The organism is Janthinobacterium sp. NKUCC08_JDC (genome assembly GCF_019345575.1).
GTDB lineage: Bacteria > Pseudomonadota > Gammaproteobacteria > Burkholderiales > Burkholderiaceae_D > Janthinobacterium > Janthinobacterium aestuarii.
Genome location: NZ_JAHKQW010000004.1, coordinates 52328 through 75816, shown reverse-complemented (window position 1 = coordinate 75816; position 23489 = coordinate 52328). Strand labels below are relative to the sequence as shown.

The 23489-nt window shown below is 64.6% G+C and carries 25 protein-coding genes; 18 read left to right on the top strand and 7 right to left on the bottom strand.

The window, feature by feature from the left end; all coding sequences use genetic code 11:
- Nucleotides 1–35 precede the first annotated feature (35 nt).
- The 4 genes from KO538_RS12630 to KO538_RS12615 form a co-directional block, all read right to left on the bottom strand.
- On the bottom strand, nt 36–497 hold the full coding sequence (locus tag KO538_RS12630; protein WP_051991348.1) for an SH3 domain-containing protein: 462 nt from the start codon (nt 495–497) through the stop codon (nt 36–38).
- A 181-nt stretch (nt 498–678) separates the two neighbouring features.
- Complete coding sequence (secB, locus tag KO538_RS12625; protein WP_010394167.1) at nt 679–1152, bottom strand: protein-export chaperone SecB; 474 nt, start codon at nt 1150–1152, stop codon at nt 679–681.
- 160 nt (nt 1153–1312) lie between these two features.
- Entirely contained in the window at nt 1313–1579 is a 267-nt protein-coding gene (grxC, locus tag KO538_RS12620; RefSeq protein ID WP_034753025.1) for a glutaredoxin 3, read from the bottom strand.
- A 27-nt stretch (nt 1580–1606) separates the two neighbouring features.
- Nucleotides 1607–2023 (bottom strand): rhodanese-like domain-containing protein, encoded by a 417-nt coding sequence (locus tag KO538_RS12615; protein WP_219328497.1) that lies wholly within the window; start codon nt 2021–2023, stop codon nt 1607–1609.
- Between the two features lie 106 nt (nt 2024–2129).
- Between KO538_RS12615 and gpmA the strand changes: the two genes are divergently transcribed.
- From gpmA to KO538_RS12530, 17 genes are all read left to right on the top strand, one after another.
- Nucleotides 2130–2876, top strand: coding sequence for a 2,3-diphosphoglycerate-dependent phosphoglycerate mutase (gpmA, locus tag KO538_RS12610; RefSeq protein WP_034753030.1), 747 nt, complete (start codon nt 2130–2132; stop codon nt 2874–2876).
- Nucleotides 2877–2952: 76 nt separating this feature from the next.
- On the top strand, nt 2953–4416 hold the full coding sequence (locus KO538_RS12605; protein ID WP_219328674.1) for a murein hydrolase activator EnvC: 1464 nt from the start codon (nt 2953–2955) through the stop codon (nt 4414–4416).
- Nucleotides 4417–4463: 47 nt separating this feature from the next.
- The gene (locus tag KO538_RS12600; RefSeq protein WP_034753035.1) at nt 4464–5957 is read left to right on the top strand and encodes a S41 family peptidase; all 1494 of its coding nucleotides are present in this window, start codon (nt 4464–4466) and stop codon (nt 5955–5957) included.
- Nucleotides 5958–6080: 123 nt separating this feature from the next.
- On the top strand, nt 6081–6842 hold the full coding sequence (locus KO538_RS12595) for a molybdopterin-synthase adenylyltransferase MoeB (protein WP_219328496.1): 762 nt from the start codon (nt 6081–6083) through the stop codon (nt 6840–6842).
- A gap of 93 nt (nt 6843–6935) precedes the next feature.
- Nucleotides 6936–7388 carry a type II secretion system major pseudopilin GspG gene (gene gspG / locus KO538_RS12590; RefSeq protein ID WP_058051125.1) on the top strand — a complete coding sequence of 151 codons (453 nt, stop codon included), beginning with the start codon at nt 6936–6938 and terminating at the stop codon, nt 7386–7388.
- A gap of 12 nt (nt 7389–7400) precedes the next feature.
- Complete coding sequence (locus KO538_RS12585; RefSeq protein WP_051991350.1) at nt 7401–7895, top strand: GspH/FimT family pseudopilin; 495 nt, start codon at nt 7401–7403, stop codon at nt 7893–7895.
- Nucleotides 7892–8275: a type II secretion system minor pseudopilin GspI gene (gspI, locus tag KO538_RS12580; RefSeq protein WP_070304515.1), complete on the top strand. Its 384-nt coding sequence runs from the start codon at nt 7892–7894 to the stop codon at nt 8273–8275. The genes KO538_RS12585 and gspI overlap by 4 nt, the downstream gene beginning before the upstream one ends.
- On the top strand, nt 8275–8898 hold the full coding sequence (locus KO538_RS12575; RefSeq protein WP_070304516.1) for a type II secretion system protein J: 624 nt from the start codon (nt 8275–8277) through the stop codon (nt 8896–8898). Before gspI ends, KO538_RS12575 begins: the two co-directional genes overlap by 1 nt.
- A complete protein-coding gene (gspK, locus tag KO538_RS12570; RefSeq protein ID WP_219328495.1) occupies nt 8895–9872 on the top strand; it encodes a type II secretion system minor pseudopilin GspK in 978 nt (325 codons plus the stop codon). The genes KO538_RS12575 and gspK overlap by 4 nt, the downstream gene beginning before the upstream one ends.
- Nucleotides 9873–9891: 19 nt before the next feature.
- A complete protein-coding gene (gspL, locus tag KO538_RS12565; protein ID WP_257620328.1) occupies nt 9892–11121 on the top strand; it encodes a type II secretion system protein GspL in 1230 nt (409 codons plus the stop codon).
- Nucleotides 11118–11651, top strand: coding sequence for a type II secretion system protein GspM (gene gspM, locus KO538_RS12560; protein WP_072455811.1), 534 nt, complete (start codon nt 11118–11120; stop codon nt 11649–11651). Before gspL ends, gspM begins: the two co-directional genes overlap by 4 nt.
- On the top strand, nt 11648–12424 hold the full coding sequence (locus KO538_RS12555; protein ID WP_219328494.1) for a type II secretion system protein N: 777 nt from the start codon (nt 11648–11650) through the stop codon (nt 12422–12424). Before gspM ends, KO538_RS12555 begins: the two co-directional genes overlap by 4 nt.
- Nucleotides 12421–14661, top strand: coding sequence for a type II secretion system secretin GspD (gene gspD / locus KO538_RS12550; protein ID WP_219328493.1), 2241 nt, complete (start codon nt 12421–12423; stop codon nt 14659–14661). The genes KO538_RS12555 and gspD overlap by 4 nt, the downstream gene beginning before the upstream one ends.
- A 10-nt stretch (nt 14662–14671) precedes the next feature.
- Nucleotides 14672–16093 (top strand): type II secretion system ATPase GspE, encoded by a 1422-nt coding sequence (gene gspE, locus KO538_RS12545; RefSeq protein WP_034753054.1) that lies wholly within the window; start codon nt 14672–14674, stop codon nt 16091–16093.
- 10 nt (nt 16094–16103) lie between these two features.
- The gene (gspF, locus tag KO538_RS12540) at nt 16104–17324 is read left to right on the top strand and encodes a type II secretion system inner membrane protein GspF (RefSeq protein ID WP_034753056.1); all 1221 of its coding nucleotides are present in this window, start codon (nt 16104–16106) and stop codon (nt 17322–17324) included.
- A gap of 16 nt (nt 17325–17340) precedes the next feature.
- Nucleotides 17341–17907 carry a type II secretion system protein N gene (locus KO538_RS12535; RefSeq protein WP_080698615.1) on the top strand — a complete coding sequence of 189 codons (567 nt, stop codon included), beginning with the start codon at nt 17341–17343 and terminating at the stop codon, nt 17905–17907.
- 58 nt (nt 17908–17965) lie between these two features.
- Nucleotides 17966–20224, top strand: coding sequence for a patatin-like phospholipase family protein (locus KO538_RS12530; protein WP_072455807.1), 2259 nt, complete (start codon nt 17966–17968; stop codon nt 20222–20224).
- Here the strand turns inward: KO538_RS12530 and KO538_RS12525 are convergent.
- Nucleotides 20197–20982 carry a helix-turn-helix transcriptional regulator gene (locus KO538_RS12525; RefSeq protein ID WP_072455805.1) on the bottom strand — a complete coding sequence of 262 codons (786 nt, stop codon included), beginning with the start codon at nt 20980–20982 and terminating at the stop codon, nt 20197–20199. The two genes, KO538_RS12530 and KO538_RS12525, sit on opposite strands and share 28 nt — an antisense overlap.
- A gap of 168 nt (nt 20983–21150) precedes the next feature.
- Between KO538_RS12525 and KO538_RS12520 the strand changes: the two genes are divergently transcribed.
- Entirely contained in the window at nt 21151–21765 is a 615-nt protein-coding gene (locus KO538_RS12520) for an outer membrane protein (protein WP_219328492.1), read from the top strand.
- Between the two features lie 69 nt (nt 21766–21834).
- Here KO538_RS12520 and KO538_RS12515 read toward each other — a convergent pair whose 3' ends face one another.
- Nucleotides 21835–22029, bottom strand: coding sequence for a hypothetical protein (locus KO538_RS12515; protein WP_034753063.1), 195 nt, complete (start codon nt 22027–22029; stop codon nt 21835–21837).
- Nucleotides 22030–22047: 18 nt separating this feature from the next.
- Complete coding sequence (gene hslU / locus KO538_RS12510) at nt 22048–23400, bottom strand: ATP-dependent protease ATPase subunit HslU (RefSeq protein ID WP_034753607.1); 1353 nt, start codon at nt 23398–23400, stop codon at nt 22048–22050.
- Nucleotides 23401–23489 lie beyond the last annotated feature (89 nt).

Genomic DNA, 23489 nt, shown 5'->3' with positions numbered 1-23489 from the left:
AACCTCAAACGGGGCAGGGGGAACGGACGCGGTGCTTACAGGCCCCACACTTCGCTGGTCTTGACGTAGCCGCTCTGGCCATCCTTGTGGCGCACCTTGACCCAGCCGGAACTTGCTTGCTCGCTCATTTCCAGCAGCACGCCCTTGTCGACGAGGAGGATGGCGGAGGCGGTATCGTCGGGGCTGGCGCGCACCTTGAGGTTCGCGGCGCGCGCCACGACGTTGCGCTTGGCCGACAGGCCCTTGGCTTCCGTCCAGGCCATTTCGCCGCTGGCGTCGCGTACCTTGACCCATTCGCCGTAGCTGAGCACGACTTCCAGCGGCATGCCGCGTGGCGCCACGTACAGCTTGCCGCCCTTGGAGGATGGCGCGTCGTACAGGATCACGGGGGCTGCGCCCACCGTTTTGAAATCGACGGCGTGACTGGCGGCGGTCGCCAGCAGCAGCACGGCGCCGGCCATCCAGCGGAACTTGCTCAAGAGCGCACTTTTCAACATGATATTTTTGAACCTTAACGAAACACGGCGGCCAGGCCGCCGTTTCTTACCTGCAGTATAGAACACTCACAAAACCGTCGCGAGCGGCAGTGCATTGTGGCCGAGAAGCGCAGCTGTGCTAGAGCACAGCGAGCATCACAGGCCGCAAGGCGCGCCGCGCAGCAGGTTTGGTGAGATGTTCTTAGTGCGTTTCGCTGGCTGCGGGAGCTGCTGCAGCGGCGTCAGCAATAGCTTGCAGACGTTGTTGGTAGAACACTTCGAAGTTGATCTCGGCCAGGTGCACTGGCGGGAAGCCGGCACGGGTGATCACGTCGGCGATGTTGGCGCGCAGGTAAGGGTAGATGATGTTCGGGCAGCCGATTCCCAGCAGCGGATCGAGTTGATCGGCAGGAATGTTGCGTGCTTCGAAGATACCGGCTTGCTTGCCTTCAACCAGGAAAGCGACTTTATCGCCGACTTTGGCGGTGACGGTGATGGTCACGGTGGCTTCGAAGATGCCGTCGGCCAGAGGCGCAGCGCCCACGTCCAGTGCGACTTCGATCGCTGGTGCTTCTTGTTCCAGGAAAATAGCTGGGGAATTTGGTTGTTCCAGCGACATGTCTTTCAGGTAGACGCGTTGGATTTGGAAGACTGGTTGCAGGTTTTCGTCAGACATGGAACGCTTTCGTTGTAAAGGACAAGAACGGCACACCGTTCAAATATGGTGCTTGCGGTATGTAAACCGCGCCGGATAGGCGCGGCCAGATCAGGTGCGAGGGCAATTGTATCAAAACAATACGACAAAAAACCAAGCAATTTCTCGAACCAGCTTTATATCAGGCTGCCGTGCCATTTAACAAGGGGTCCAGCTTGCCAGCTTGATCGAGCGCATACAAATCGTCGAATCCGCCCACGTGGGTGTCGCCCACATAGATTTGCGGCACCGTGCGGCGGCCCGTGCGTTCCATCATCTTGATGCGCTCTTCCGGGTCGAGGTCGACGCGGATCTTTTGCACGGCGACGCCCTTCGATTCCAGCAGGCGCTCGGCGCGCACGCAATACGGGCACACGGCGGTGCTATACACAATTACGGGGACAGTCATGATGATTCCTTCCAGTTAAGTGCCGGCTTACTTCGCCAGCGACAAGGTTTTCAATGGCAAACCTTGCTTTTTCCATTCGTCGAGGCCGCCTTCCAGGCTCGTTGCCTCAGCGAAACCAGCTTTGCCCAGCAGGCCGACGGCGGTTGCCGAACGCGAACCTTTCTGGCAAACCACTACAATGGGGCGCGTTTTGAATTTTTCCAGCTCGCCCAGGCGTTTTGACAGTTCCGGCAGCGGAATATTTTTCGCGTCAGGCAAGTGGCCCGTGGCGAATTCTTCCGCGCTACGCACGTCGACGATGATGGTCTTGCCGCGGTTGATCAGTTGCGTGACTTCCAGCACGGTCGCGCGCTTGCCGCGCATCGACAGCAGTGGCCAGAGGAGGGCGCCGCCGGAAATAATGACGATGGCAAACAGAAAAATGTGGTCGATAATGAATTTCACGTAGGGTCCAATGGTTTAAGTCAATCCGCGCATTATAAAATAGAAGCTGGACGAGGTCTTTTTACGTTTTGCTTTTTTGATTTGAACCCCTTGAGAAGATAGAACTATGTACAAAATCGTTTTCATGCGTCACGGCGAGTCCACCTGGAACCTCGATAACCGCTTCACCGGCTGGACCGACGTCGATCTGACGGAAAAGGGCGTCAACGAAGCCAAGGCCGCCGGCCAGATCCTCAAGCAGGAAGGTTTTACGTTCGACGTGGCCTACACTTCCGTCCTGAAGCGCGCCATCCGCACCCTGTGGCTGGCGCTCGACGAGATGGACATGATGTATTTGCCGATCAAGAACGACTGGCGCTTGAACGAGCGCCACTACGGCGCCCTGCAAGGCCTGGACAAGGGCGAGACGGCCGCCAAGTATGGCGACGAGCAAGTCCTCGTGTGGCGCCGCAGCTACGACACGCCGCCGCCGCCGCTGGCGGAAGACGACGACCGCGCCTCGTTCAACGATCCGCGCTACGCCGGCTTGCCGAAAGCGTCGATTCCGCTGACCGAATGCCTGAAAGACACCGTGGCGCGCGTGATGCCGGCCTGGGATGAAGAAATCGCCCCGGCCATCCGTGCTGGCAAAAAGATCATCATTTCGGCCCACGGCAACAGCCTGCGCGCGCTGATCAAGATGTTAGATGGCATCAGCGACAGCGACATCGTCGGCCTGAACATCCCGAACGGCCAGCCGCTCGTGTATGAGCTGGACGCCGACCTGAAACCGATCCGTCACTACTACCTGGGCGACCCGGCAGCGATTGCGGCAGCGCAAGCAGCCGTGGCGAACCAAGGGAAGGCCAAGTAACTTGTCGTCTTTCTTCCGCGGCACAGCCATCGCCCCCTCTGCTGAACGACCCCTGCCGGCGTGGCGCGCCGGTGCCATGCTGTGCCTGGCGCTGCTGCTTTCCAGCGGCGCCGCGCAGGGCGCCAAGCCCACCGAACGCAGCAAGCAGAAGGCGGCCGCGGAAGCACAACGTGCTGGATTGCAACAAAAGCTGACGGCGCTCAAGCGCGACATCAGTCGCACGGAAAGCGCCAAAGATGACGCGGCCGATACCCTGGCCGAGTCGGAAGAAGCTATTTCCAACGCCAACCGCGCCTTGCGCGACCTGGCGCAGGAACAAAGCGAGACGGGCGTGAAACTCAATGCGCTGGGGCAAGAGCACCAGCAATTGACGGCCACCGTCGAGAAACAAAAGACGCAGCTGTCAAAGTTGCTGCGTGAGCAATATGTCGCCGGCAACGAAGACCGCATCAAGTTGCTCTTGTCGGGCGACAACCCCAACCGCATCAACCGCGACTTGCAATTGATGGCGTATGTCTCGCAGGCGCAGGCGCGCCTGCTGGAAGCCTTGCGCGCCAACTTGCTGGCCGTGGAGAAAAACCAGGCGGACGTGCAGAACGCCAAGGATGAACTGGAAGAAATTGCGCAGGAAGAGCGCGACCAGAAGGCCCTGCTGGTGCAGGAGAAGGCGCGCCGCGCCGCCTTGCTGACGACCCTGTCGCAGCGCCTGGTGGCGCAGCGCAAGGAAGTGGGCAATGTCGAGCGCGACGAACAGCGCATGGGCAACCTGGTCGACAAGCTGGCCAAACTGATCGAAGAGCAGGCCGCGGCCGCCGCGGCTGAAAAGAAACGCCAGCAATTGCTGGCCGAGCAACGCGCCGCCGCCAAAGCGGCCGCCGACGCGAAGATCGCGGCGGAAAAACGCGAACGCCTGCTGGCCGCGCGCGCCAAGGCTGCCCAGGCGCAGGCCGAACGCGAACGCATTGCGAAAGAGCAACAAAACAAATCGGGCAAGATCAAGCCGCAGACGCCGCCTCCGCCGCCCGTGAAACTGGAACCGATCGACGACGACGAGCCGCCGCAAGTGGCCAAGGTGGCGCCGAAACCGGAACCGAAGCCGGAACCGGAGCCGGAACGCCCGAGCCTGGGCCCGGCCGCGCCGGCCGGCGCCTTTGCCAGCCTGAAAGGGCAGCTGCGCGCGCCTGTGACGGGCAAGATCGCCGCCCGCTTCGGCAGCAAGCGTGGTGACGGCCCCAGCTGGAAGGGCGTGTTCATCCGTACGGGCGAAGGCAGCGAAGTCCACGCCATCGCCGGTGGCCGGGTCGTGTTTTCCGACTGGCTGCGCGGTTTCGGCAATTTGATCATCGTCGACCATGGCGGCCAGTACATGAGTATTTATGGCAATAACCAATCCTTGCTGAAACGGGTGGGCGACGCCGTCAAGGGTGGCGATGCCATTGCCAGCGCGGGCAACAGCGGCGGCAACGAGGAATCAGGGCTATACTTTGAATTGCGTCATCAGGGCCGCGCCTTCGATCCCGCCACCTGGGTGAAGTTTTAAGTTCCCACCATTGCTGCGGCAGCGAATTTGTAGATTGCGAAGAATACATGGGTATCAAAGTCAAAAGTATCGGCCTGATCGGTCTGGGCGTACTGGCCGGCATCGGCATGTCGCTGCAGTTCCCGGCCGTGGCGCAGAAGATCACGAATGCCCCGCTGCCGCTCGACGAGCTGCGCCAGTTGTCCGACGTCTTCGGCCTGATCAAGTCCGATTACGTCGAGAAGGTGGAAGACAAGAAACTCTTGACGGAAGCCATTTCCGGCATGGTCTCGTCGCTGGACCCGCACTCCGTCTATCTCGATAAAAATGCCTTCAAGGAAATGCGCGAAAGCGTGCAGGGCAAGTTTGTCGGCATCGGCATCGAAGTGAGCATGGAAGACGGCTACGTGAAAGTCGTCTCGCCCATCGAGGACAGCCCCGCCGCCAAGGCAGGCATCCAGGCGGGCGACCTGATCACCCGTCTCGACAACATTCCGCTGAAAGGCTTGCAGCTGGAAGAAGTCATCAAGAAGATGCGCGGCCAGCCCGGCAGCAAGCTGGTGCTGACGATGTCGCGCAAGGGCGAAAGCAAGCCGCTGGTCTTCCCCATCGTGCGCGAGGAAATCCGCGTGCAAAGCGTGAAGGCCAAGATGGTCGCGCCCGGCTATGCCTGGCTGCGCATCGCCCAGTTCCAGGAACCGACCGTCGACGACATGGTCAAAAAGATCAACGCGCTGTATGCGCAAGACCCCAAGCTCAAGGGCCTGGTGCTGGACTTGCGCAACGATCCCGGCGGCGTCGTGCCGGGCGCCATCGGCGTGGCCACGGCATTTTTGCCCGGCAACTCCGTGATCGTCTCGACCAAGGGCCAGTTGCCCGAGTCGAAACAGGTGTTTTACGGCCGCCGCGAATTCTATGCGCCGCCCGGCGCCAAGGCCGATCCGCTGGCCAAGCTGCCGGCCGCGCTGAAAACCGTGCCGCTGGTGGTGCTGGTCAATGCCGGTTCCGCGTCCGCCTCGGAAATCGTCGCCGGCGCCCTGCAGGATTACCAGCGCGCCACTGTTATCGGCACGCAGACGTTCGGCAAGGGTTCCGTGCAAACCTTGCGCCAGATCACGGCCGACACGGCCGTCAAGCTGACGACGGCCCGCTACTACACGCCGAAAGGCCGGGCCATCCAGGCGCGCGGCATCGTGCCTGACTTGCTGGTCGATGAAACGGCCGAAGGCGACGGCTGGAACAGCCTGCGCGTGCGCGAGGCGGACCTGGAAAAACACTTGAGCAGCAACGATGGCAAGCCGGAAGCGGCCAAGCCGACGATGGAAGGCATGCAGGATCAATTGGAAGAAGAGCAGCGCCTGATCGCCACGGCGAAAAAGCGCAAGCCGCTCGAATACGGCGCCAAGGACGATTTCCAGCTGCAACAAGCCTTGAACCACTTCCAGGGCTTGCCGGTGCAGCTGGCCAAGGTGGACGCCAAGGTTGAAAAGATCGGCGCCAAGCCGGAAATTGCTTCCGACATCAAGGCCGATGACAAGAAGATTCCTGTGCGGAAGCCTTGATGCTTAACCCAATGCAAGTGCCGGGGTCAGTCGCTTCGCGATCGGGATGTGCCCCATTGGGGCGCATCCCCCCAGCGGGTCCGACCCCAGGGTGTGATCTGGGTTTGCAGTAGACGTAAAACCATGAACGACAATCAACTGCTGCGCTACTCGCGCCACATCCTGCTTGATCAGATCGGCATCGAAGGCCAGCAAGCCTTGCTCGATGCGCATGTGCTGGTGATCGGCGCGGGCGGGCTCGGCTCGCCGGCCGCCATGTATCTGGCCGCCAGTGGCGTCGGCAAGCTGACCCTGGTCGATGACGACACGGTCGACCTGACCAATCTGCAGCGCCAGATCGCCCACACGACGGCCCGCGTGGGCCAGCCGAAAGTGCTGTCGGCGCGTGAAACCCTGACCGGCATCAATCCCGAGATTGACATCATCGCCTTGCAGGAGCGACTCGACGGCGCGCGCCTGGCCGAACTGGTCTTGTCATCCACGGTGGTGCTCGACTGCACCGACAACTTCGCCACGCGCCACGCCGTCAACCGCGCCTGCGTGGCGGCCAGGGTGCCGCTGGTGTCGGGCGCCGTGATCCGTTTCGACGGGCAAGTGAGCGTGTTCGACCCGCGCACGGGCACCCAGCCTTGCTATTCCTGCCTGTTTCCGCAGGAGCAGCAGTTCACGGACGAGGCGTGCTCGACCATGGGCGTGTTCGCGCCGCTGGTCGGCGTGGTGGGCGCCATGCAGGCTGCCGAGGCGCTGAAACTGATCATGGGTGCGGGCGAATCGCTGGCCGGACGGCTGCTGCTGCTCGACGGTTTGCACATGGAATGGAGCGGCATGCGCGTCGCGCGCGACCCCGGCTGCGCCGTTTGCGGCAAAGTGGTCTTGCCGGCCTGACAGCCCCCGCAGAAATTTTTCCCTATATGACAGGCTTTGTCATATTTCCGCTTTATACTCTGCTCTCATTACTCACCTTCTTCTCTCTTTCTTATGCAAAACGCAGCAAACCATCCGATACGCCAGCGCCGCGCGCGCGGCTTCACTTTGATCGAAATCATGGTCGTGGTGGTGATCATGGGCATCCTCGCGTCGCTGGTGGTGCCCAAGCTGATCGCCCGCACGGGCGAGTCGAAAGTGGCGGCGGCGAAAGTCGACATCGCCACCGTGATGCAAGCGTTGAAACTGTATCGCCTCGATAACCAGCGCTACCCAACCACCGAGCAGGGCTTGCAGGCGCTGATCGAAAAACCGACCACGGGACCGGCCGCGAATGGCTGGAAAGCGGGCGGCTACCTGGAAAAGATGCCGAAGGATCCATGGGGAAACCCGTACCAGTTCCTGTCGCCAGGCGTGAAAGGCGAAGTCGACCTGATCTCGCTGGGCGCCGACGGCCAGCCCGGCGGTAGCGGCGACGACGCCGATATCGGTTCCTGGGAACTGTAAGTTTTCCATTGCATGCCTGCCATGACCACCGGCCGCGCACTGCCCCGGCCACGCGCCAGCGGCTTCACGCTGATCGAGCTGCTGGTGGTGATGGTCATCATCGGCGTCACCCTGGGCCTGGTCTCGCTGAACGCCATGCCGAATGGCCAGCAAGCCCTGCAAAAGGAAGCCGAGCGCATCGCCCTGCTGCTGCAGCTGGCGCGCGATGAAGCCATCGTGCGCAGCCGGCAGGTGGCGTTCGAGGCGGACGAAAATCAATACCGTTTCCTGGTTCTCAATGAAAAGCTGTGGCAACCCGTGACGCAGGACGATTTGCTGCGCGAGCGGGCGTTTGCCAACACGCCCATGCTGCTCAGCGTGCAGCCATCGAGCAGCGTGGCCCAGCCGCTGCGTATCATCTTCGGCCGCGAACCGGTCGACAAGCCTTTCGTGCTGACCCTGGCCAGCGGCGAGCGCAGCGTGGCCATCCGCGCCGACGGCATCGGCCACTTCACGGTCGAGCAATGATGCGGTTCCCATTCCGCCGCCGCCAGCGCGGTTTCACTTTGCTGGAAGTCCTGGTCGCCCTCGTCATCGTCGGCACGGCCCTGGGCGCCTCCTTGCGCGCCGTCGGCAGCCTGACGCAGAACAGCGATGGCTTGCGCAGCGCCATGATGGCCACCTGGTCGGCGGAAAACCATTTGGTGCGCCTGCGCCTTGCAAAAACCTTCCCGCAGACGGGCAAGCGCACGGTCGACTGTCCACAGGGCGATCTGAAACTGATCTGTGAAGAGGAAGTGGTGGCCACGCCGAATCCCCGCATCCGGCAAGTGCGCGTCAACGTGTACGACGTGCAATATCCGGCCCGGCGCATCGTGCGCCTGGTGTTGTTGGCGTTCAACGACTGATGGCGCGCCGCACTGTCCCTGCCGGCGGTTTTACCCTGATCGAGCTGCTCGTGGCGATCGGCATCCTGGCCATGGTCGCCGTGCTGGGCTGGCGCGGCCTGGACAGCATCATGCGCTCGCGCGAAGTGCTGACCAGCCAGCTCGAACAGGCACGCGGCATGCAGCTGGCGTTTGCCCAGATGCAGAGCGATTGCGACCACCTGGCTGGCGCCGGCCAGAATGCCAGCCTGCTCAATGGCCGTACCAACCTGACAGCCGAGACCGACCGCCTGACCCTGGTGCGCCTGGCCGCGTCGGAACAGGAGCCGCAGCAGTTGCAAGTGGTCACTTACCGCCTGCGCGGCGGCGTGCTGACGCGGCGCGAGTCGAACGGCACGCGCGACCTGGCCGTGCTCGACACCTTGTGGCAGGCGGCGCGCGACGATACCGATACCTCGAGCGCCGACGTGGCCCTGATGCGCGGCGTCGACAGCATGGTCATGCGCGGCTGGAGCAATGGCGCCTGGAACGTGCTGACGGCGGGCGCCGCCATTTCCACGCAAGTGCCGGGCCTGGAAGTGACCTTGCAGATGCCGGGCCAGGACGCGGGCCTGTCCAAGGTCTTTTTACTGGGGCCGGGATGAGGACTTTTACACGTCCCTCGCGTCAGCGCGGTGTGGCCGTCATCACGGCCTTGCTGCTGACGGCGCTGGCGATTACCGTCGTTGCCAGCTTGTTCTGGCAGCAGCAAGTGCAAGTGCGTTCGATGGAAAACCAGCGTTTGCGCCTGCAGACGCAGTGGGCCATGCGCGGCATGGTCGACTTTGCCCGCTTCTGGCTGCGTCAGGACAATGTCACGCTGACGGCGCTTGACGGCGTCTGGGCCACGCCCATCGAGGAAGCGCGGCTCGACGATTATGTGGACCGCGAAAAGGTCGACACGGAAAAATTCGACGCCACCGTCTCGGGCCGCGCGCTCGATGCGCAGGCGCGTTTCAATATCACCAACCTGGCCGCCGCCACGGGGATTGTCAGCCAGCCCAACGTGCTGGCCTACCAGCGCTTGCTGTCCAACTTGCAGCTCGATAGTTCCCTGGCGCAGGCGACGGCCGACGCCGTGCTGCGCGCGCGGCCGAAACCGCGCACTGCCGACAGTGGCGCTGACGGCAAGACGCCCGCCGCCACGCCCGCATCGGGCGGCAGCAGCGAACCGGTGGCGTTCACGCAGGTCGAGGATTTGCTGGCCGTGCCCGGCTATACGCCGCAGATGATCGAGAAATTGCGCGACTTCATCATCGTGCTGCCGAAACCGACCGCGGTGAACGTGAATACGGCCCCGGCCGAGGTGCTGTCGGCCGTCACCGACATGTCCGTGTCCGAGGCCAGCGCCCTGACCTTGAGCAACCCGCGTAAAAAGTTTGTCGATAGATCAAATTTCCAGAATAATATCAACGGCAAGAAACCGATCGACGGCGTGGAGATCGATGTGAAAAGTCAGTACTTCCTCACCGTGATCCGCGTGCGCCTGGACCGCGCCGCGCTCGATGCGCAGGCACTGGTGTGGCGCGAGCCGAATCCGCAGCGCACCACCAGCCTGGTCTGGTTGCGGGAAAATTAACAGCTGAAAGCGAGTCACTTTGACAATATTGTATATCCGTCACCCGGCCAAGGCGTCCACCGACAGCGCGCCTGCCTGCTCCTTCGTGCTGGCTGGCGACGGCGGCGCCCTGCTGCAGCAGGGCAGCGCGCCGCTGGGCAGCCTGGGCCAGCTGATCGCCGGAGCGCAGCGGGTGGTGCTGCTGCTGGCGGCGGCCGACGTGACCCTGCTGCGCCTGAAAACCCCGCCGCTGGCCGGCGCCCGCCTGCGCGCGGCCCTGCCGGGCCTGGTGGAAGAACACATCCTTGGCGACGCCCAGGATTGCCTGCTGGCCGCCGGCGCGCCCGACGCGTCCGGCATGCGCACGGTGGCCGTGGCGCAGCGCGCCTGGGCCGAGGTACTCGTGAAAGCCTTGCTGGCGCAGGGTGCGCGCAAGGTGGCGCTGCTGCCATCGCAGCTGTGCCTGCCCTTGCAGCCGGGCAGCGTGACGGCTGCTCTGCAGGCTAGCGGCGATGGCCTGGAACTGGCCTTGCGCCAGGCGCCGCAAGAGGGCCTGGGTCTCGTATTGCCGCCCCAGCCGCAGCAGGCGCTGCTGACGACGCGCGCGTTTGCCGGCGACGTGCCGCTGACGGTCTATGTGGCGCAGGCCGAGCTGGCGCAGTACCAGCAGCTGGCCGCCGGCCTGGATGGCGTGACGGTGGAGCTGGATCACTGGGCGCACTGGATCGCCGGCACCAAAAATGCGGGGCTGGACCTGGCGAGTGCCCTGGGCACGGCGACGGGATCGGCCACCGAATGGCGCCGCTGGCGCTGGCCGCTGCGCCTGGCGCTGCTGGCCGTGGTCGTCAACCTGGCCGGCATGAATATCGAATGGATGCGCTTGAAGCGCGAAGCCGCCACCGTGCGCACCTCGATGCAGCAAACCTTCAAGGCCGCGTATCCGAACGAAGCGCCCGTGTATGGCCTGGAAGCGGAGCAGATGCGGCGCAATATCGCCGCCGCCCGCCTGCAAAGCGGGCAAGCCAGCATGGATGATTTCACGAGCATGAGCGCGGCCCTGGGCGAGGCGCTGGGCGGCCTGGCCGGGCGCGGCGTGGTGGCGTCGCTGGAATACCGCGAGCGCAGCCTGATCGTCAAGCTGAAACCGGACATGGTCGACGCCAGCGCCCAGGCGCAGGTGCGCGATGGCCTGGCCGCGCGCAAGCTGGCCTTGAATGAAACGGCGCCGGGCGTGTGGAAGATCACGCCGGCCACGGGAGCAAAAGCATGAGTGCAGCATTGAACAAGGTCCGCGCCGCGCTGACTGGCCAGGAACAGAACCTGCAGGCGTTCTGGACGGAGCGTACGCAGCAGGAGCGCAAGCTGCTGGCCATCGGCGGCGTCGTGGCGGGGCTGGCCCTCGTCTACGCCGTATTCTTCGAGCCTGCCTGGACGGGCCGCATCGCCTTGCAAAAGAGTTTGCCCGAGCTGCGCCAGAACGCGGCCCAATTGCAGGCGCTGGCCCGTGAAGCGGGCGAACTGGCGCGCCAGGCGCCCGTGCAGGTCGCGCCCATGGCCCGTGAAAGCCTCGATGCGTCGCTGAAAGCGCGCGGCCTGGCGCCGCAATCGCTGTCGCTGACGGGAGAGTACGCGCGCGTGCAATTGACTGGCGTGCCGTTCGCCAGCGTCATGCTGTGGCTCGATGGCTTGCGCCGCGAAGGCCGCGTGGCGGTGCAGGAAGCGAAGATCACGGCGCAGACCAAGGCGGGGCTGGTCGACGCCAGCCTGACCCTGCACCAGAGCCCGGGCGCGGCACGATGATGCGCCTGCTTGGCTGGCTGCTGGCCATCATCGTCAGCGTCTGCGTCACCCTGCTGGTGTTTTTCCCGGCCAGCTGGGTCGCTGGCATCGTGGAAAAGCAGACGGGCGGACGTTTGACCTTGGGCGACGCGCAAGGTACCCTGTGGCGCGGCTCGGCCTTTATCGGCGGGGCGGCCAGCGCGAATGGCGCCGTGACGCCGCTGCTGCCGGGGCGTTTCAGCTGGCGCATTTCGCCCTCGGTGCTGTGGGGATCGGCGGACGTGGAACTGCAGAACCCGCAGGCGTTGTCGCAGCCGGTGGACCTGCGCGGCTCGTGGTCGCACTGGCAAGTGAGCCCGGCGGCCCTGCTGCTGCCCGCCGATGGCCTTGGTGGCCTTGGTGCGCCATTGAATACCGTGGCGCCGACGGGCAGCATGCGCCTGTCGTGGAGCACCTTGCAGCTGGCCCTGGAGCAGCGGCAGTTTTCCGCCGTCGGCCGCACCACCTTGCAGATGACGGACATGGCGTCGCGCCTGTCGTCCTTGCGTCCGCTGGGCAGCTACGAGCTCGATTTCGATTGGCAGGGGCAGCAGGCGACGTTGACACTGCGCTCCATCAAGGGACCGCTGCTGCTTGACGGCAGCGGCAGCCTGCAACAGGGGCGCATGCAGTTTTCCGGCCAGGCCCAGGCCGCAGCAGGATATGAAGAGACCTTGGCGAGTTTGTTGAATTTGCTGGGACAGCGCCGTAGCAATAGCGAAAAAAACATCATCGCCTTAGAGTTCAGACAATGAAAAAACCATCCGTGAGCCCCATTACCTCCTCCTTCTCGCTGCGCCGCCTGTCGGCCGCCGCCTTGCTGTGCTGTTCCGTGGCCGGCATGCCGGCACCCGTCTGGGCCGCGCCCGGCGATGAAGCGGCGCTCAATTTCGTCGGCGCCGACATCGAATCGGTGATCAAGGCGGTGGGCCATTACACCAACATCAATTTCGTCATCGACCCGCGCGTCAAGGGTACGATCACCTTGGTGTCGGAAAAGTCGATCAGCAAGACCCAGGCGTTCGGGCTGCTGGCCTCCGCGCTGCGCCTGCAAGGCTATGCGGTGGTCTCCGGCGACGGCTATGCGAAGGTGGTGCCGGAAGCGGACGCCAAGCTGCAATCCGTGCCGACCCAGGTGGGCAATGGCGCCAGCCAGGTGAAGGGCGACCAGATCGCCACCCAGGTGTTTTACCTGAACTACGAATCGTCGGCCAACCTGCTGGCCGTGCTGCGCCCCTTGATCTCGCCGAACAACACGATCAACGCCAACCCGGGCAACAACTCGCTGGTGATCACCGATTACGCGGATAACCTCAAGCGCCTGGCGAAGATCATCGCCGCGCTTGACGTGCCAGCGTCGACGGACCTGGACGTGATCCCCGTGCGCTATGCGATCGCGTCCGACCTGGCCTCGATGGTGAACAAGTTGATGGAAGGCGGCAATGCGGGCGGCGCCGCAGGGGCCGACGCGGGCAAGGTGTCCGTGCTGGCCGACCCGCGCACCAATTCGCTGGTGCTGCGCGCGCCATCGGCGGCGCGCGCCAACCTGGCCAAGTCGCTGATCTCGAAGCTGGACCAGCCCACCACGCAGCTGGGCAATGTGCATGTGGTGTACCTGAAAAACGCGGACGCCACGAAGCTGGCGCAGACCCTGCGCTCGGTGGTGACATCGGACGGCACGGCCGCGTCGGCGCAGCAGGGCACCAGCAACGTCGCCACGAATAACCAGATCAACCAGAACAACAGCGGCATGAACAGCACTGGCCTGGGCGGCAATACGCAAAGCGGCACCACGGGCGGCGCTTCGCTGAACAACGGGCCGCAGCAGCTGTCGTCGGGCGGCGCGGCCGGTTTCATCCAGGCCGACGCATCGACGAATACCCTGATCCTGACCTGCAACGAAGCCGTCTACCGCAACCTGCGCGCCGTGATCGACCAGCTCGACGTGCGCCGTGCCCAGGTCTATATCGAGGCGCTGATCGTCGAAGTGACGTCGGCCAAGGCCTCCGAATTCGGAGTGCAGTGGCTGGGCCTTTCCGGCGACAGCACCAGTAACTACCGCGTGGGCGCGCTGCAGTCGTTCGCTTCGGGCACCAGCAACAACATCGCCGCCATCGCCACGGGCGGCGGCAAGGTCTTGCCGACGGGCGGCCTGACGGTCGGCATCTTCAAGCAGATCAACGGCGCGCTGGGCCTGGGCGCCGTGGCGCATGCGCTGGAATCGGACGGCAACGCCAACATCCTGTCGACGCCGAACCTGATCACGCTGGACAATGAATTGGCGACCATCAAGGTGGGCCAGAACGTGCCTATCCTGACGGGCCAGTACACGAGCACGGCCGGCACCAACACGAATCCGTTCCAGACCATCGACCGCAAGGAAGTGGGCCTGACCCTGAAGGTGCGTCCGCAGATTTCCGAGGGCGGCACGATCAAGCTGGGCATCTATCACGAGACGTCGAGCGTGGACAAATCCACGGCGGCTGCCGTCAGCGGCATCACCATCAACAACCGCGTGATCGAAAACAATGTGCTGGCCGACGATGGCCAGATCATCGTGCTCGGCGGCCTGATCGAGGACAGCACGGGCGACAATGCGGAAAAAGTACGCGGCCTGGGCGACATCCCCCTGATCGGCAACCTGTTCAAGTACCAGACGCGCGAGCGCAAGAAAACCAATCTGATGATCTTCCTGCGCCCCGTCATCGTGCGTAACAAGGAGCAGAGCGGCAGTCTGGCAGCCGACCGCTATGACTACATGCGTTCGGCCGAGACGGCCGCCGTGCCAGCCACGGGCAACCTGATGCTGAAAGACCTGGGCACGCCGGTGCTGCCGGCTTTGCAGGATGGCCAGCCCGTGGGCGGCAGCATGGTGACGCGTCCCGTGCCGCCGGCACCGACGCCGCCGCCAGGCGCGCCGGCCAACGCGGCCACGCCGCCGCAGCCGCTGCTGCAGCAATACCAGCAGCAATTGCCGCAGCAGCAGAAGTGATGGGGCAGTCATGAGCAATCTGCTTCCCTACGCCTACGCGCGCGATTTCGGCTTGCTGGCCCGGCCGGGCGCCGTCGACGGCGCCCCCGTCGAAGTGCTGGTGGCCGCATCGACGGCGCCGGCGGCCATTGCCGAAGTGTCGCGCCGTTTCGGCCAGATCCAGCTGACGGTCTTGCCGCGCGGCGAACTCGATGCGGCCATTGCCGGCGCCTACGCGGGCGGCGGCGGCGATGCGTCGCAGATGGCCGATGAATTCGACGCCGACCTCGATCTGACCAAGCTGCTGCAGGATGTGCCGGCCATCGAGGACTTGCTTGAATCGTCCGACGACGCGCCCGTCATCCGCATGATCAATGCGCTGCTCACGCAGGCGCTGCGCGAAGGCGCGTCCGACATCCACATCGAGCCGTTCGAGCAGACGTCCGTCGTGCGTTTCCGCATCGATGGCAGCCTGCGCGACGTCGTGCGCCCCCGTAAAGCCATCCACGGCTCGCTGATTTCGCGCATCAAGATCATGGCGCAGCTCGACATCGCCGAGAAACGCTTGCCGCAGGATGGCCGCATCACCCTGCGCGTGGGCGGCAAACCCGTCGACGTGCGCGTCTCGACCCTGCCCACGGGGCATGGCGAACGGGCCGTATTGCGTTTGCTGGACAAGGAAGCGGGCCGCCTCGACCTGCAGCACCTGGGCATGAGCGCGCCCATGCTGGCGCAGTTCGATGGCCTGATCACGCAGCCGCACGGCATCGTGCTCGTCACGGGCCCCACCGGCTCGGGCAAGACGACGACCTTATATGCAGCGCTGTCGATGCTCAATGCCACCACCACGAATATCCTGACGGTGGAAGACCCGATCGAGTACGACCTGGCTGGCGTGGGCCAGACGCAGGTCAACCCGCGCATCGACATGACCTTTGCCAAGGCGCTGCGGGCGATTCTGCGGCAAGACCCGGACGTGATCATGATCGGCGAGATCCGCGACCTGGAAACGGCGCAGATCGCCGTGCAGGCATCGCTGACGGGCCATCTGGTGCTGGCGACTTTGCACACGAACGACGCCTCGGCGGCCGTCACGCGCTTGCTCGACATGGGCATCGAGCCGTTCCTGCTGTCGTCGTCGCTCCTGGGCGTGCTGGCGCAGCGCCTGGTGCGCAAATTGTGCGGCTCCTGCAAGACCTTCGACGGCCAGTATTGGCAGGCGGTCGGCTGCGAGCATTGCGGCCAGACGGGCTACCAGGGCCGCGTGGGCGTGTACGAACTGCTGCGCACGACGGAGCAGATCCGCGCGCAGATCCACAACCGCGCGTCGGAAGCGGAAGTGCGCACGGTGGCCCTGCAGGACGGCATGCTGAGCATGCGCGACGATGGCGAACGCTGGCTGCGCGACGGCACCACCACGCAGGCAGAATTGCTGCGCGTGACCAAAGACTAGGCCCGCCACCATGCCCGCATTCCGCTATGAAGCCGTCGACGCCCAGGGCGCCACCCGCAAGGGCGTGCTCAATGCCGACAGTCCCCGTTCCGCGCGCGCCGAGCTGCGCGTGCAAGGCCTGGTGCCGCTGGCCGTCGAGCCGATCGCCGCGCAGGTCGACGCCGCCGGCGTGACCAAGCGGCGCGGCTTCGGCGAGCGCCTGTCCAGCACCGAGCTGGCCCTGTTTACACGCCAGCTGGCCAGTTTGCTCGAAGCGGGCCTGCCGCTGGAGCAGGCGTTTTCCGCGCTGCTGGAACAGGCCGAGCGGCCGTATCTACGCGACCTGATCGCCTCGATCCGTTCGGAAGTGATCGGCGGCGCCGCGTTTTCCGACGTGCTGGCGCGCCATCCGCGCGATTTCGCCGAGATCTATCGGGCGCTGGTGGCGTCGGGCGAGCAGATCGGCCATTTGTCGCGCGTGCTCTCGCGCCTGGCCGACTATATCGAGCGGCGCAATGCGTTGGTGCAGAAGGTCAAGCTGGCCTTTACGTATCCGGCCATCGTCACCGTGGTGGCGTTTTCCATCGTGATCTTCCTGCTCACCTACGTGGTGCCGCAGATCGTTTCCGTGTTCGCCAATACCAAGCAAAAGCTGCCCATGCTCACCGTGATCATGCTGGCGCTGTCAGACTTCGTGCGCAACTATGGCCTCATCGTGGCCGTGATCCTGGCCGGCGCCTGGTTCGCCTGGCGCCGCGCACTGCAGCAGCCGGCCCTGAAACGGCGCTGGCATACCTGGCTGCTGACGGCCCCCCTGTACGGCAAGTTCGAGCGCAGCCTGAACACGGCGCGCTTTGCCAGCACCCTGGCCATTACCACGGGGTCCGGCGTGCCGATTTTGCGCGCGCTCGACACGAGCCGCGACACGCTCACCAACGTGGCGATGCAGGAACTGGTGCAGGAAGCCAGCGGCGCCGTGCGCGAGGGCGTGAGCCTGGCGCGCGCGCTGTCGGCGCAAAAGCATTTTCCACCGATGCTGATCCACATGATACGCGCGGGTGAAATCACGGGCGAGCTGCCGGCCATGCTGGAACGCGCCGCCAGCGCGCAGGAGCAGGACCTGGAACGCCGCACGCTCACCATCGCCGGCCTGCTGGAGCCGGCCTTGATCCTGGCCATGGGCGTGGTGGTGCTGCTGATCGTGCTGGCCGTGCTGATGCCGATTATCGAAATCAATCAGCTCGTCAGATAAGAAACCCAAGGAAGCCATGAAGCGTTTGCCTCAATTTACAAGTTTGCTCGCCGTCGTGGCGCTGTCCGTCTCGCTGGCCTATTGGGCCATGCAGCTGTTCAAGGCGCCGCAGCGCCCCATCAATCCGCCGGCCGTACCGGTGGTACAGGATGCCAGTGTGGAGGCGGGCGCCTCGCTGTTCGGCGGCCAGGTCAGCGTGGCCACGGCCAGCAATTACCAACTCAAGGGCGTGGTGGCCGCCGGCAATGGCCGCGGTAGCGTGGCCATCATCTCGACCGATGGCAAGCCGTCCGTGGCCTTGCCGGAAGGCGCCGAGGTGGTGCCCGGCGTGACGGTGCTGGAAGTGCATGCGCGCCACGTGCTGCTGCGCGATGGCGGCGTGAGCAAGCGCATCGACCTGGTGGCCGACGACAAGGCGCTGGCCTTGCCGGGGCCCGTGTCCGCCACCCCAACACCTGCACCGGCCCCGGCGCCGGCATCGAATCTGGTGCCGCCGCCGCTGCCGATGGAGCAGCAGCGTCCGGCCACCGTCATGCCGGCGGCGCCGCAGGTGACCACCACCAGCACGCCGCCGTCGAATTAACGCCGTTCTTATCGTATTTTGCCGATGGCGCCGTGCCGCCATTGCGACTGGAGTCTTCATGTTCTCGATCCGTGCCGTCCTGGCGGGCTGCGTGGCGGCGCTGTGCGCCTTGCCGCAAGCCGGCGCCGCAGCCGACGTTCCTGCCGTCACGCCTTCCCCTGGTTCCACCGTGGCCATTCCTGCCCCCGCGCCGGCCCGCCCGCGCATCGCTCTCGTGCTGTCGGGCGGCGGCGCGCGCGGCCTTGCGCATATCGGCGTCTTGAAAGTGCTGCAGGAGCTGCACGTGCCGATCGACATGGTGGTGGGCACCAGCATGGGCGGCGTGGTCGGCGGCGCGTATGCGGCCGGCGCTTCCGTGGCGGACCTGGAAAAGATGGCGCGCGACACCAACTGGGCGCGCGTGGTGGCCGACCGGCCGCCGCGCGACGAACTGGCGTTCCGCCGCCGCGAGGAAGATTTGCTGCTGCCGTCGCGCATCGAGTTTGGTACCAGCCGCAACGGCATTTCCACGCCGCCGGCGGCGGCCAGCAATGCGGCGCTGGAAATGGCCCTGAACCGGCTGTTGCCGGCCGGCATGCGCGACCGCCCGGCCAGCCAGCTGCCCTTGCCCTTCCGCTCGGTGGCGTCGGACCTGGTCAATGGCGAACTGGTGGAACTGGTCGACACGCCGTTGTTCCTGTCGATGCGCGCCTCGCTGGCCGTGCCGGGCGTGTTCGCGCCCGTGCGCGTGAATAACCGGCTGGTGGTCGATGGGGGCCTGGTGCGCAACCTGCCCGTCGACATGGCGCGCGCCATGGGCGCGGACGTCATCATCGCCGTCAACGTGGGCACGCCGCTGGCGCCGGAAAAAGAGCTGGGCAGCGCCATCGGCGTGGCGCAGCAGATGCTGCAGATACTCACGGAGCAGAACGTGCAGCGCTCGCTCAAGGAGCTGCAATCGCAGGATATCCTCGTGGCGCCCGACCTGACGGGCGTGAGTTTCCTCGACTTTGAAAACTATGCACGTGCCATGCGCGCCGGCGAACAGGCGGCGCAGGCATTGGCCGCCCGCCTGGCGCCGCTGGCCCTGCCGCCGGAACAGTATGCGGCGCGCGAGCAGCTGCGCCTGGCGGCGCCGGCCCTGCTGGACGTGGCCCTGCCGCTCACGCGCCTGGCCGTGGAGAGCGAAGGCGATATCAATCCGCGCATCCTGCAGGCCCAATCGGGCCTGGTGGAAGGGCAGCCGGTCAGTCAGGAAGATGTGCTCAAGGCGGCCGCCAGGCTGTATGGCCGTGGCGACGTGGCGCGCGTGGAGACGGAAGTGGTCGACGCGGGCGACCAGCGCACGGTCAACATCAAGGCGGTCGAAGCGCCGTGGGCCAGCAACCGGCTGCGCGTGGGCCTGGAAATGGCCAGCGATTTCAGGGACAGCAATACCTTTGCCCTGAAGCTGCTGCACGTGCGCTCGAACCTGAACAGCTGGGGCGGCGAATTGCGCAGCATGGCGCAGATCGGCAATGAGCGCGGTTATGGCGTGCAGTTCTGGCAGCCGCTGGGGGCCGGCAACCCGTGGTATATCGCGCCGGAACTGCAGTACAGCTCGTCGGCGATGGATTTGTTCGACAAGGGCCGGCGCAGCTCCCGCGTGACATATAACGGCCAGACGGCGGCGCTGGTACTGGGACGCCAGTTTGGTACCTGGGGCGATCTGCGGTTTGGCGTCACGCGCACGGAGGTCAAGGGCAGGCTGGCGATTCCGGCCGACCCTACGCTGCCGGAATCGCGCGCACTGGGCACCACGCAGTTTGTGCAGCTGCGCGTCGATACGCTCGATTCACCGGGTTTCCCCACGCGCGGCATGCTGGTGGATGCCACCTGGACGCGCGATTCGAGCACGGGGTCAGGCGAAGCGGCCCTGGGCCGCTCTTCCATCACCGGCATGCAGGCTTTTAGCCGCGGCAACTGGGCCGGCCATGTGTATGGCGAATGGGCGCGCGCGCAGCGCGGAGAGGCGCCGCTCAGCCTGGGTGGCTTCCTGCGCCTGTCCGGCACGCAGTTCGAATCGGTGACGGGACGCAGCGTGGCCCTGGCGCGCTTCGTGATGGCGCGCCGCATCGGTTCCCTGCCCAGTACCCTGGGCGGCGCCGTGCGGGCCGGCTTTTCGCTGGAGATGGGCGGCGGCTTCGATCAGAGCGAGCGCTGGAAATCGACCAAGTTCACGCAAGCGAGCAGCGCCTTTATTTCCGTCGATACGCGCTTCGGTCCCGTGTACGTGGCCTCGGGCGCATCGAAGGGCGGCGAGAGCACGTTTTATCTGTTCCTGGGGCCCGTCTGGTAGGGCGCCGCCGGAGCGGCCGACGCCGAGCTGCGGCGCAGGGCCGTGAAGGCGGCAAATTCCCATGAGCGGAAACCCAGCAGCAGGGTAAAGCCATCGCGCTCGGCGGGTGCCAGGCGCCGGTCGTTCTGGTGCAACCGCGCCAGTTCCTCGGCCAGCTGGCGGATCTTTTGCACCAGCTCCTGCGCACTCGACAGCGACAGGCGCGCCGGGATGCACATCAGGGTCTCGCCGGCGCCGTCGAAATGCCCGCTGAAATAATCGGCCACCACGTGTTCGCGGAAGTACTGCTGCACCGGGCCGTCGGCCAGCCAGTGGAAGGCGTTCGAGACGCGCAGGCTGTAGCGGTTCAGCGGCTTGAGTTCGATCAAGCCCAGTCGGTCCAGTTCGGCCAGGCAGCCGATGCATTCGGCCTGCGTCAGCGCATACGTTTCCACCACCTGCTCCAGGCTCCAGTGGCCGAGGCAGCAGATCGCCACCAGCAGCAGGCGCGGATGCGCCACCAGCGACTTTTCCTGTACCAGGGTGAGCGTGTCGGCATGCGGCGTGATGTCGGCCGCGCCGCGCAGCACATCTTCCATGGCGATGCCCGAGGCCTTGCAGATCAGGGCCAGGCGCGACAGCGACATGTCGTGCTGGCCAAACATGCGCTTGACGCTCGACTCGCTCATGCCGATGCGTTCGGCCAGTACCTTGTACGTGATGCCGGCGGCGCGCAGTTGGGTGCGCAGCACGCGCAAAACCAGTTCAGGTGAACTCACGGGATATCCTTTTTTACAAGTTTGGTAGCGGGTGACGGTACCGAATGTAGCCGTTAATGGCACTTTGCACAAGGTGATAGTACTTTTCGGCAAAAGCGATGACACTCCCGCTTGTGGCTCGCGCAGCGCGCTACAACCAGGCAATCCATCCACTTGTAGAGGTTATCCATGTTCCCATCTTTCCGTTTTCCCGCAGCGCTGCTGGCGCTGGCCACCATCGCTCCCCTGCATGCCACCGCAGCCGAGCCTGCACCAGGACCCTTCTATGCGGGCGCCAGCTATGGCTTTCGCGCCAGTAGCGGCCTCGATTGCATCGCCGGACAAAGCGATTGCGACAAAAGCAGCAAGCGCAATGGAAAGGCCTACCTGGGTTACAGTTTCGACGCGCTGCCGTTTCAGGGCGGCGTGGCCGTGCCTTCGATTGAACTGGTGGGGTACATGGGTGGCGAGGTCAAGTCCGGCTTCGACACGGACGCGGGCAAGCGCGCTGGCCGCGGCAAGTTCACGGGCCTCGGCATGCAGGGCGTGCTCGGTTACCAGTTTGACGCGTTTACATTGAGTGGCCGCGCCGGTGCGGCCTACACGCAGGGCAAGGTCGATTATCTGGGTGGCGGTTCGGACAAGAAGAGCAAGATCGGCCTGACCTACGGCCTTGGCGCGGCGTATGCGCTGAACAAGAACTGGTCGCTGCACCTCGACTGGGACCGCGTGCCCGTCAAGTACAACAGCAAGCAAACGACCAAGGTCGACATGTTTTCGCTGGGCGCGTCCTACCGCTTCTAAGGGGATGCTGCCGCGGCAGAGAGTGGCCTGATGGCGGACGCCCTGTAAAAAGGGGTGTCCGCGGGCGGCCTATTTGTCCGTTTCTACTTTCAACAGCAGTTTCGCCAGCAGGCGTTTTTCCTGCTGGCGCTGGCCTGATACGGTTTTCACGTGCGCCCCGGCAGCGCGCTGCAGGGCTGCAGTGGCGACCGGGTTGCGCGGTTTTTGCGAGGGTTCGACGCGGAACTGCATTTTCTGCCGCGTCGCCAATGCCTTGTTTGCCATCGGTTTCCCCCTTCTTTCTTACAGCACGTAGCGCGACAGGTCCTCGTTGACCGACAGCGCTTCCAGGCGTTCGTTGACATACGCGGCATCGATCACCAGCAGGTTTTCCGAGCTGCTGCTGCCTTCGCTGGCCGTAAACGACACTTCTTCCAGCAGCTTTTCCATCACCGTGTGCAGGCGGCGCGCGCCGATATTTTCCGTGCGCTCGTTAACCGAATAGGCGATTTCCGCCAGGCGCGTGATGCCTTCCGGCGCGAACTGCAGTTTCAGGTTTTCCGTCGCCAGCAAGGCTTCATACTGCATCGTCAGGCAGGCGTCGGTGCTCGTCAAGATGCGCTCGAAGTCCGAGATCGACAGCGATTCCAGCTCCACGCGGATGGGGAAGCGCCCCTGCAGTTCCGGAATCAGGTCCGACGGTTTAGACAGGTGGAACGCGCCCGAGGCGATGAACAGGATATGGTCCGTGCGTATCATGCCGTACTTGGTGTTGACGGTCGTGCCTTCGACCAGCGGCAGCAGGTCGCGCTGCACGCCCGCGCGCGAAACGTCGGCGCCGCCCGACTCCGAGCGCGAGGCGATCTTGTCGATTTCATCGAGGAAGACGATGCCGTTCTGCTCGACGTTCTGGATGGCCTTCTGTTTCAGCTCATCTTCGTTGAGCAGCTTGGCCGCTTCTTCCTCGACCAGCAGTTTCAAGGCTTCCTTGATCTTGACCTTGCGCGCCTTCTTGCGCTGCGCGCCCACGCCCGAGAACATGGACTTGATCTGCTCCGTCATTTCTTCCATGCCCGGCGGCGCCATGATTTCCATCTGCGGGCCCGCCTCGGCCAGTTCGATCTCGATTTCCTTGTCATCGAGCTCGCCCTGGCGCAAGCGCTTGCGGAAGGTCTGGCGCGTGCTGTCGCCGCTGCCCGTGTCCACGGCCGCGGCCGTATTCGGCGTGAAGCCGAAGTCGCGCGCCGGCGGTACGAGGATGTCGATCACGCGGTCTTCGGCCGCATCTTCGGCGCGTGCGCGCACCTTCTTCATTTCCAGCGCGCGCGTCTGCTTGATGCCGATGTCGATCAGGTCGCGGATGATGGTGTCGACGTCGCGGCCCACATAACCGACTTCCGTAAATTTGGTGGCTTCGATCTTGATGAACGGCGCCTCGGCCAGCTTGGCCAGGCGGCGCGCGATTTCCGTCTTGCCGACGCCCGTGGGGCCGATCATGAGGATATTTTTTGGCGTGATTTCATGGCGCAGGGGCTCGGCCACCTGCTGGCGGCGCCAGCGGTTGCGCAGGGCGATGGCGACGGCGCGCTTGGCCTTGGCCTGGCCCACCACGTGCTTGTCGAGTTCAGTGACGATTTCCGACGGGGTCATGTTCATGATCATAATTGGCTTTCTGTCTTCTTTGCGTAGAGTTCCCGAAAAACGTTCAGGGCAAGGCGCGTGGCCGCAGGCAGTACGTTTTTGTA

Excerpts from the sequence above, each read along its gene's own strand:
- KO538_RS12630 (WP_051991348.1), bottom strand. The coding sequence starts at position 497 with ATGTTGAAAAGTGCGCTCTTGAGCAAGTTCCGCTGGATGGCCGGCGCC.
- secB (WP_010394167.1), bottom strand. The coding sequence starts at position 1,152 with ATGTCTGACGAAAACCTGCAACCAGTCTTCCAAATCCAACGCGTCTAC.
- grxC (WP_034753025.1), bottom strand. The coding sequence starts at position 1,579 with ATGACTGTCCCCGTAATTGTGTATAGCACCGCCGTGTGCCCGTATTGC.
- gpmA (WP_034753030.1), top strand. The coding sequence starts at position 2,130 with ATGTACAAAATCGTTTTCATGCGTCACGGCGAGTCCACCTGGAACCTC.
- KO538_RS12605 (WP_219328674.1), top strand. The coding sequence starts at position 2,953 with ATGCTGTGCCTGGCGCTGCTGCTTTCCAGCGGCGCCGCGCAGGGCGCC.
- KO538_RS12600 (WP_034753035.1), top strand. The coding sequence starts at position 4,464 with ATGGGTATCAAAGTCAAAAGTATCGGCCTGATCGGTCTGGGCGTACTG.
- KO538_RS12595 (WP_219328496.1), top strand. The coding sequence starts at position 6,081 with ATGAACGACAATCAACTGCTGCGCTACTCGCGCCACATCCTGCTTGAT.
- gspG (WP_058051125.1), top strand. The coding sequence starts at position 6,936 with ATGCAAAACGCAGCAAACCATCCGATACGCCAGCGCCGCGCGCGCGGC.
- KO538_RS12585 (WP_051991350.1), top strand. The coding sequence starts at position 7,401 with ATGCCTGCCATGACCACCGGCCGCGCACTGCCCCGGCCACGCGCCAGC.
- gspI (WP_070304515.1), top strand. The coding sequence starts at position 7,892 with ATGATGCGGTTCCCATTCCGCCGCCGCCAGCGCGGTTTCACTTTGCTG.
- KO538_RS12575 (WP_070304516.1), top strand. The coding sequence starts at position 8,275 with ATGGCGCGCCGCACTGTCCCTGCCGGCGGTTTTACCCTGATCGAGCTG.
- gspK (WP_219328495.1), top strand. The coding sequence starts at position 8,895 with ATGAGGACTTTTACACGTCCCTCGCGTCAGCGCGGTGTGGCCGTCATC.
- gspM (WP_072455811.1), top strand. The coding sequence starts at position 11,118 with ATGAGTGCAGCATTGAACAAGGTCCGCGCCGCGCTGACTGGCCAGGAA.
- KO538_RS12555 (WP_219328494.1), top strand. The coding sequence starts at position 11,648 with ATGATGCGCCTGCTTGGCTGGCTGCTGGCCATCATCGTCAGCGTCTGC.
- gspD (WP_219328493.1), top strand. The coding sequence starts at position 12,421 with ATGAAAAAACCATCCGTGAGCCCCATTACCTCCTCCTTCTCGCTGCGC.
- gspE (WP_034753054.1), top strand. The coding sequence starts at position 14,672 with ATGAGCAATCTGCTTCCCTACGCCTACGCGCGCGATTTCGGCTTGCTG.
- gspF (WP_034753056.1), top strand. The coding sequence starts at position 16,104 with ATGCCCGCATTCCGCTATGAAGCCGTCGACGCCCAGGGCGCCACCCGC.
- KO538_RS12535 (WP_080698615.1), top strand. The coding sequence starts at position 17,341 with ATGAAGCGTTTGCCTCAATTTACAAGTTTGCTCGCCGTCGTGGCGCTG.
- KO538_RS12530 (WP_072455807.1), top strand. The coding sequence starts at position 17,966 with ATGTTCTCGATCCGTGCCGTCCTGGCGGGCTGCGTGGCGGCGCTGTGC.
- KO538_RS12520 (WP_219328492.1), top strand. The coding sequence starts at position 21,151 with ATGTTCCCATCTTTCCGTTTTCCCGCAGCGCTGCTGGCGCTGGCCACC.
- KO538_RS12515 (WP_034753063.1), bottom strand. The coding sequence starts at position 22,029 with ATGGCAAACAAGGCATTGGCGACGCGGCAGAAAATGCAGTTCCGCGTC.
- hslU (WP_034753607.1), bottom strand. The coding sequence starts at position 23,400 with ATGAACATGACCCCGTCGGAAATCGTCACTGAACTCGACAAGCACGTG.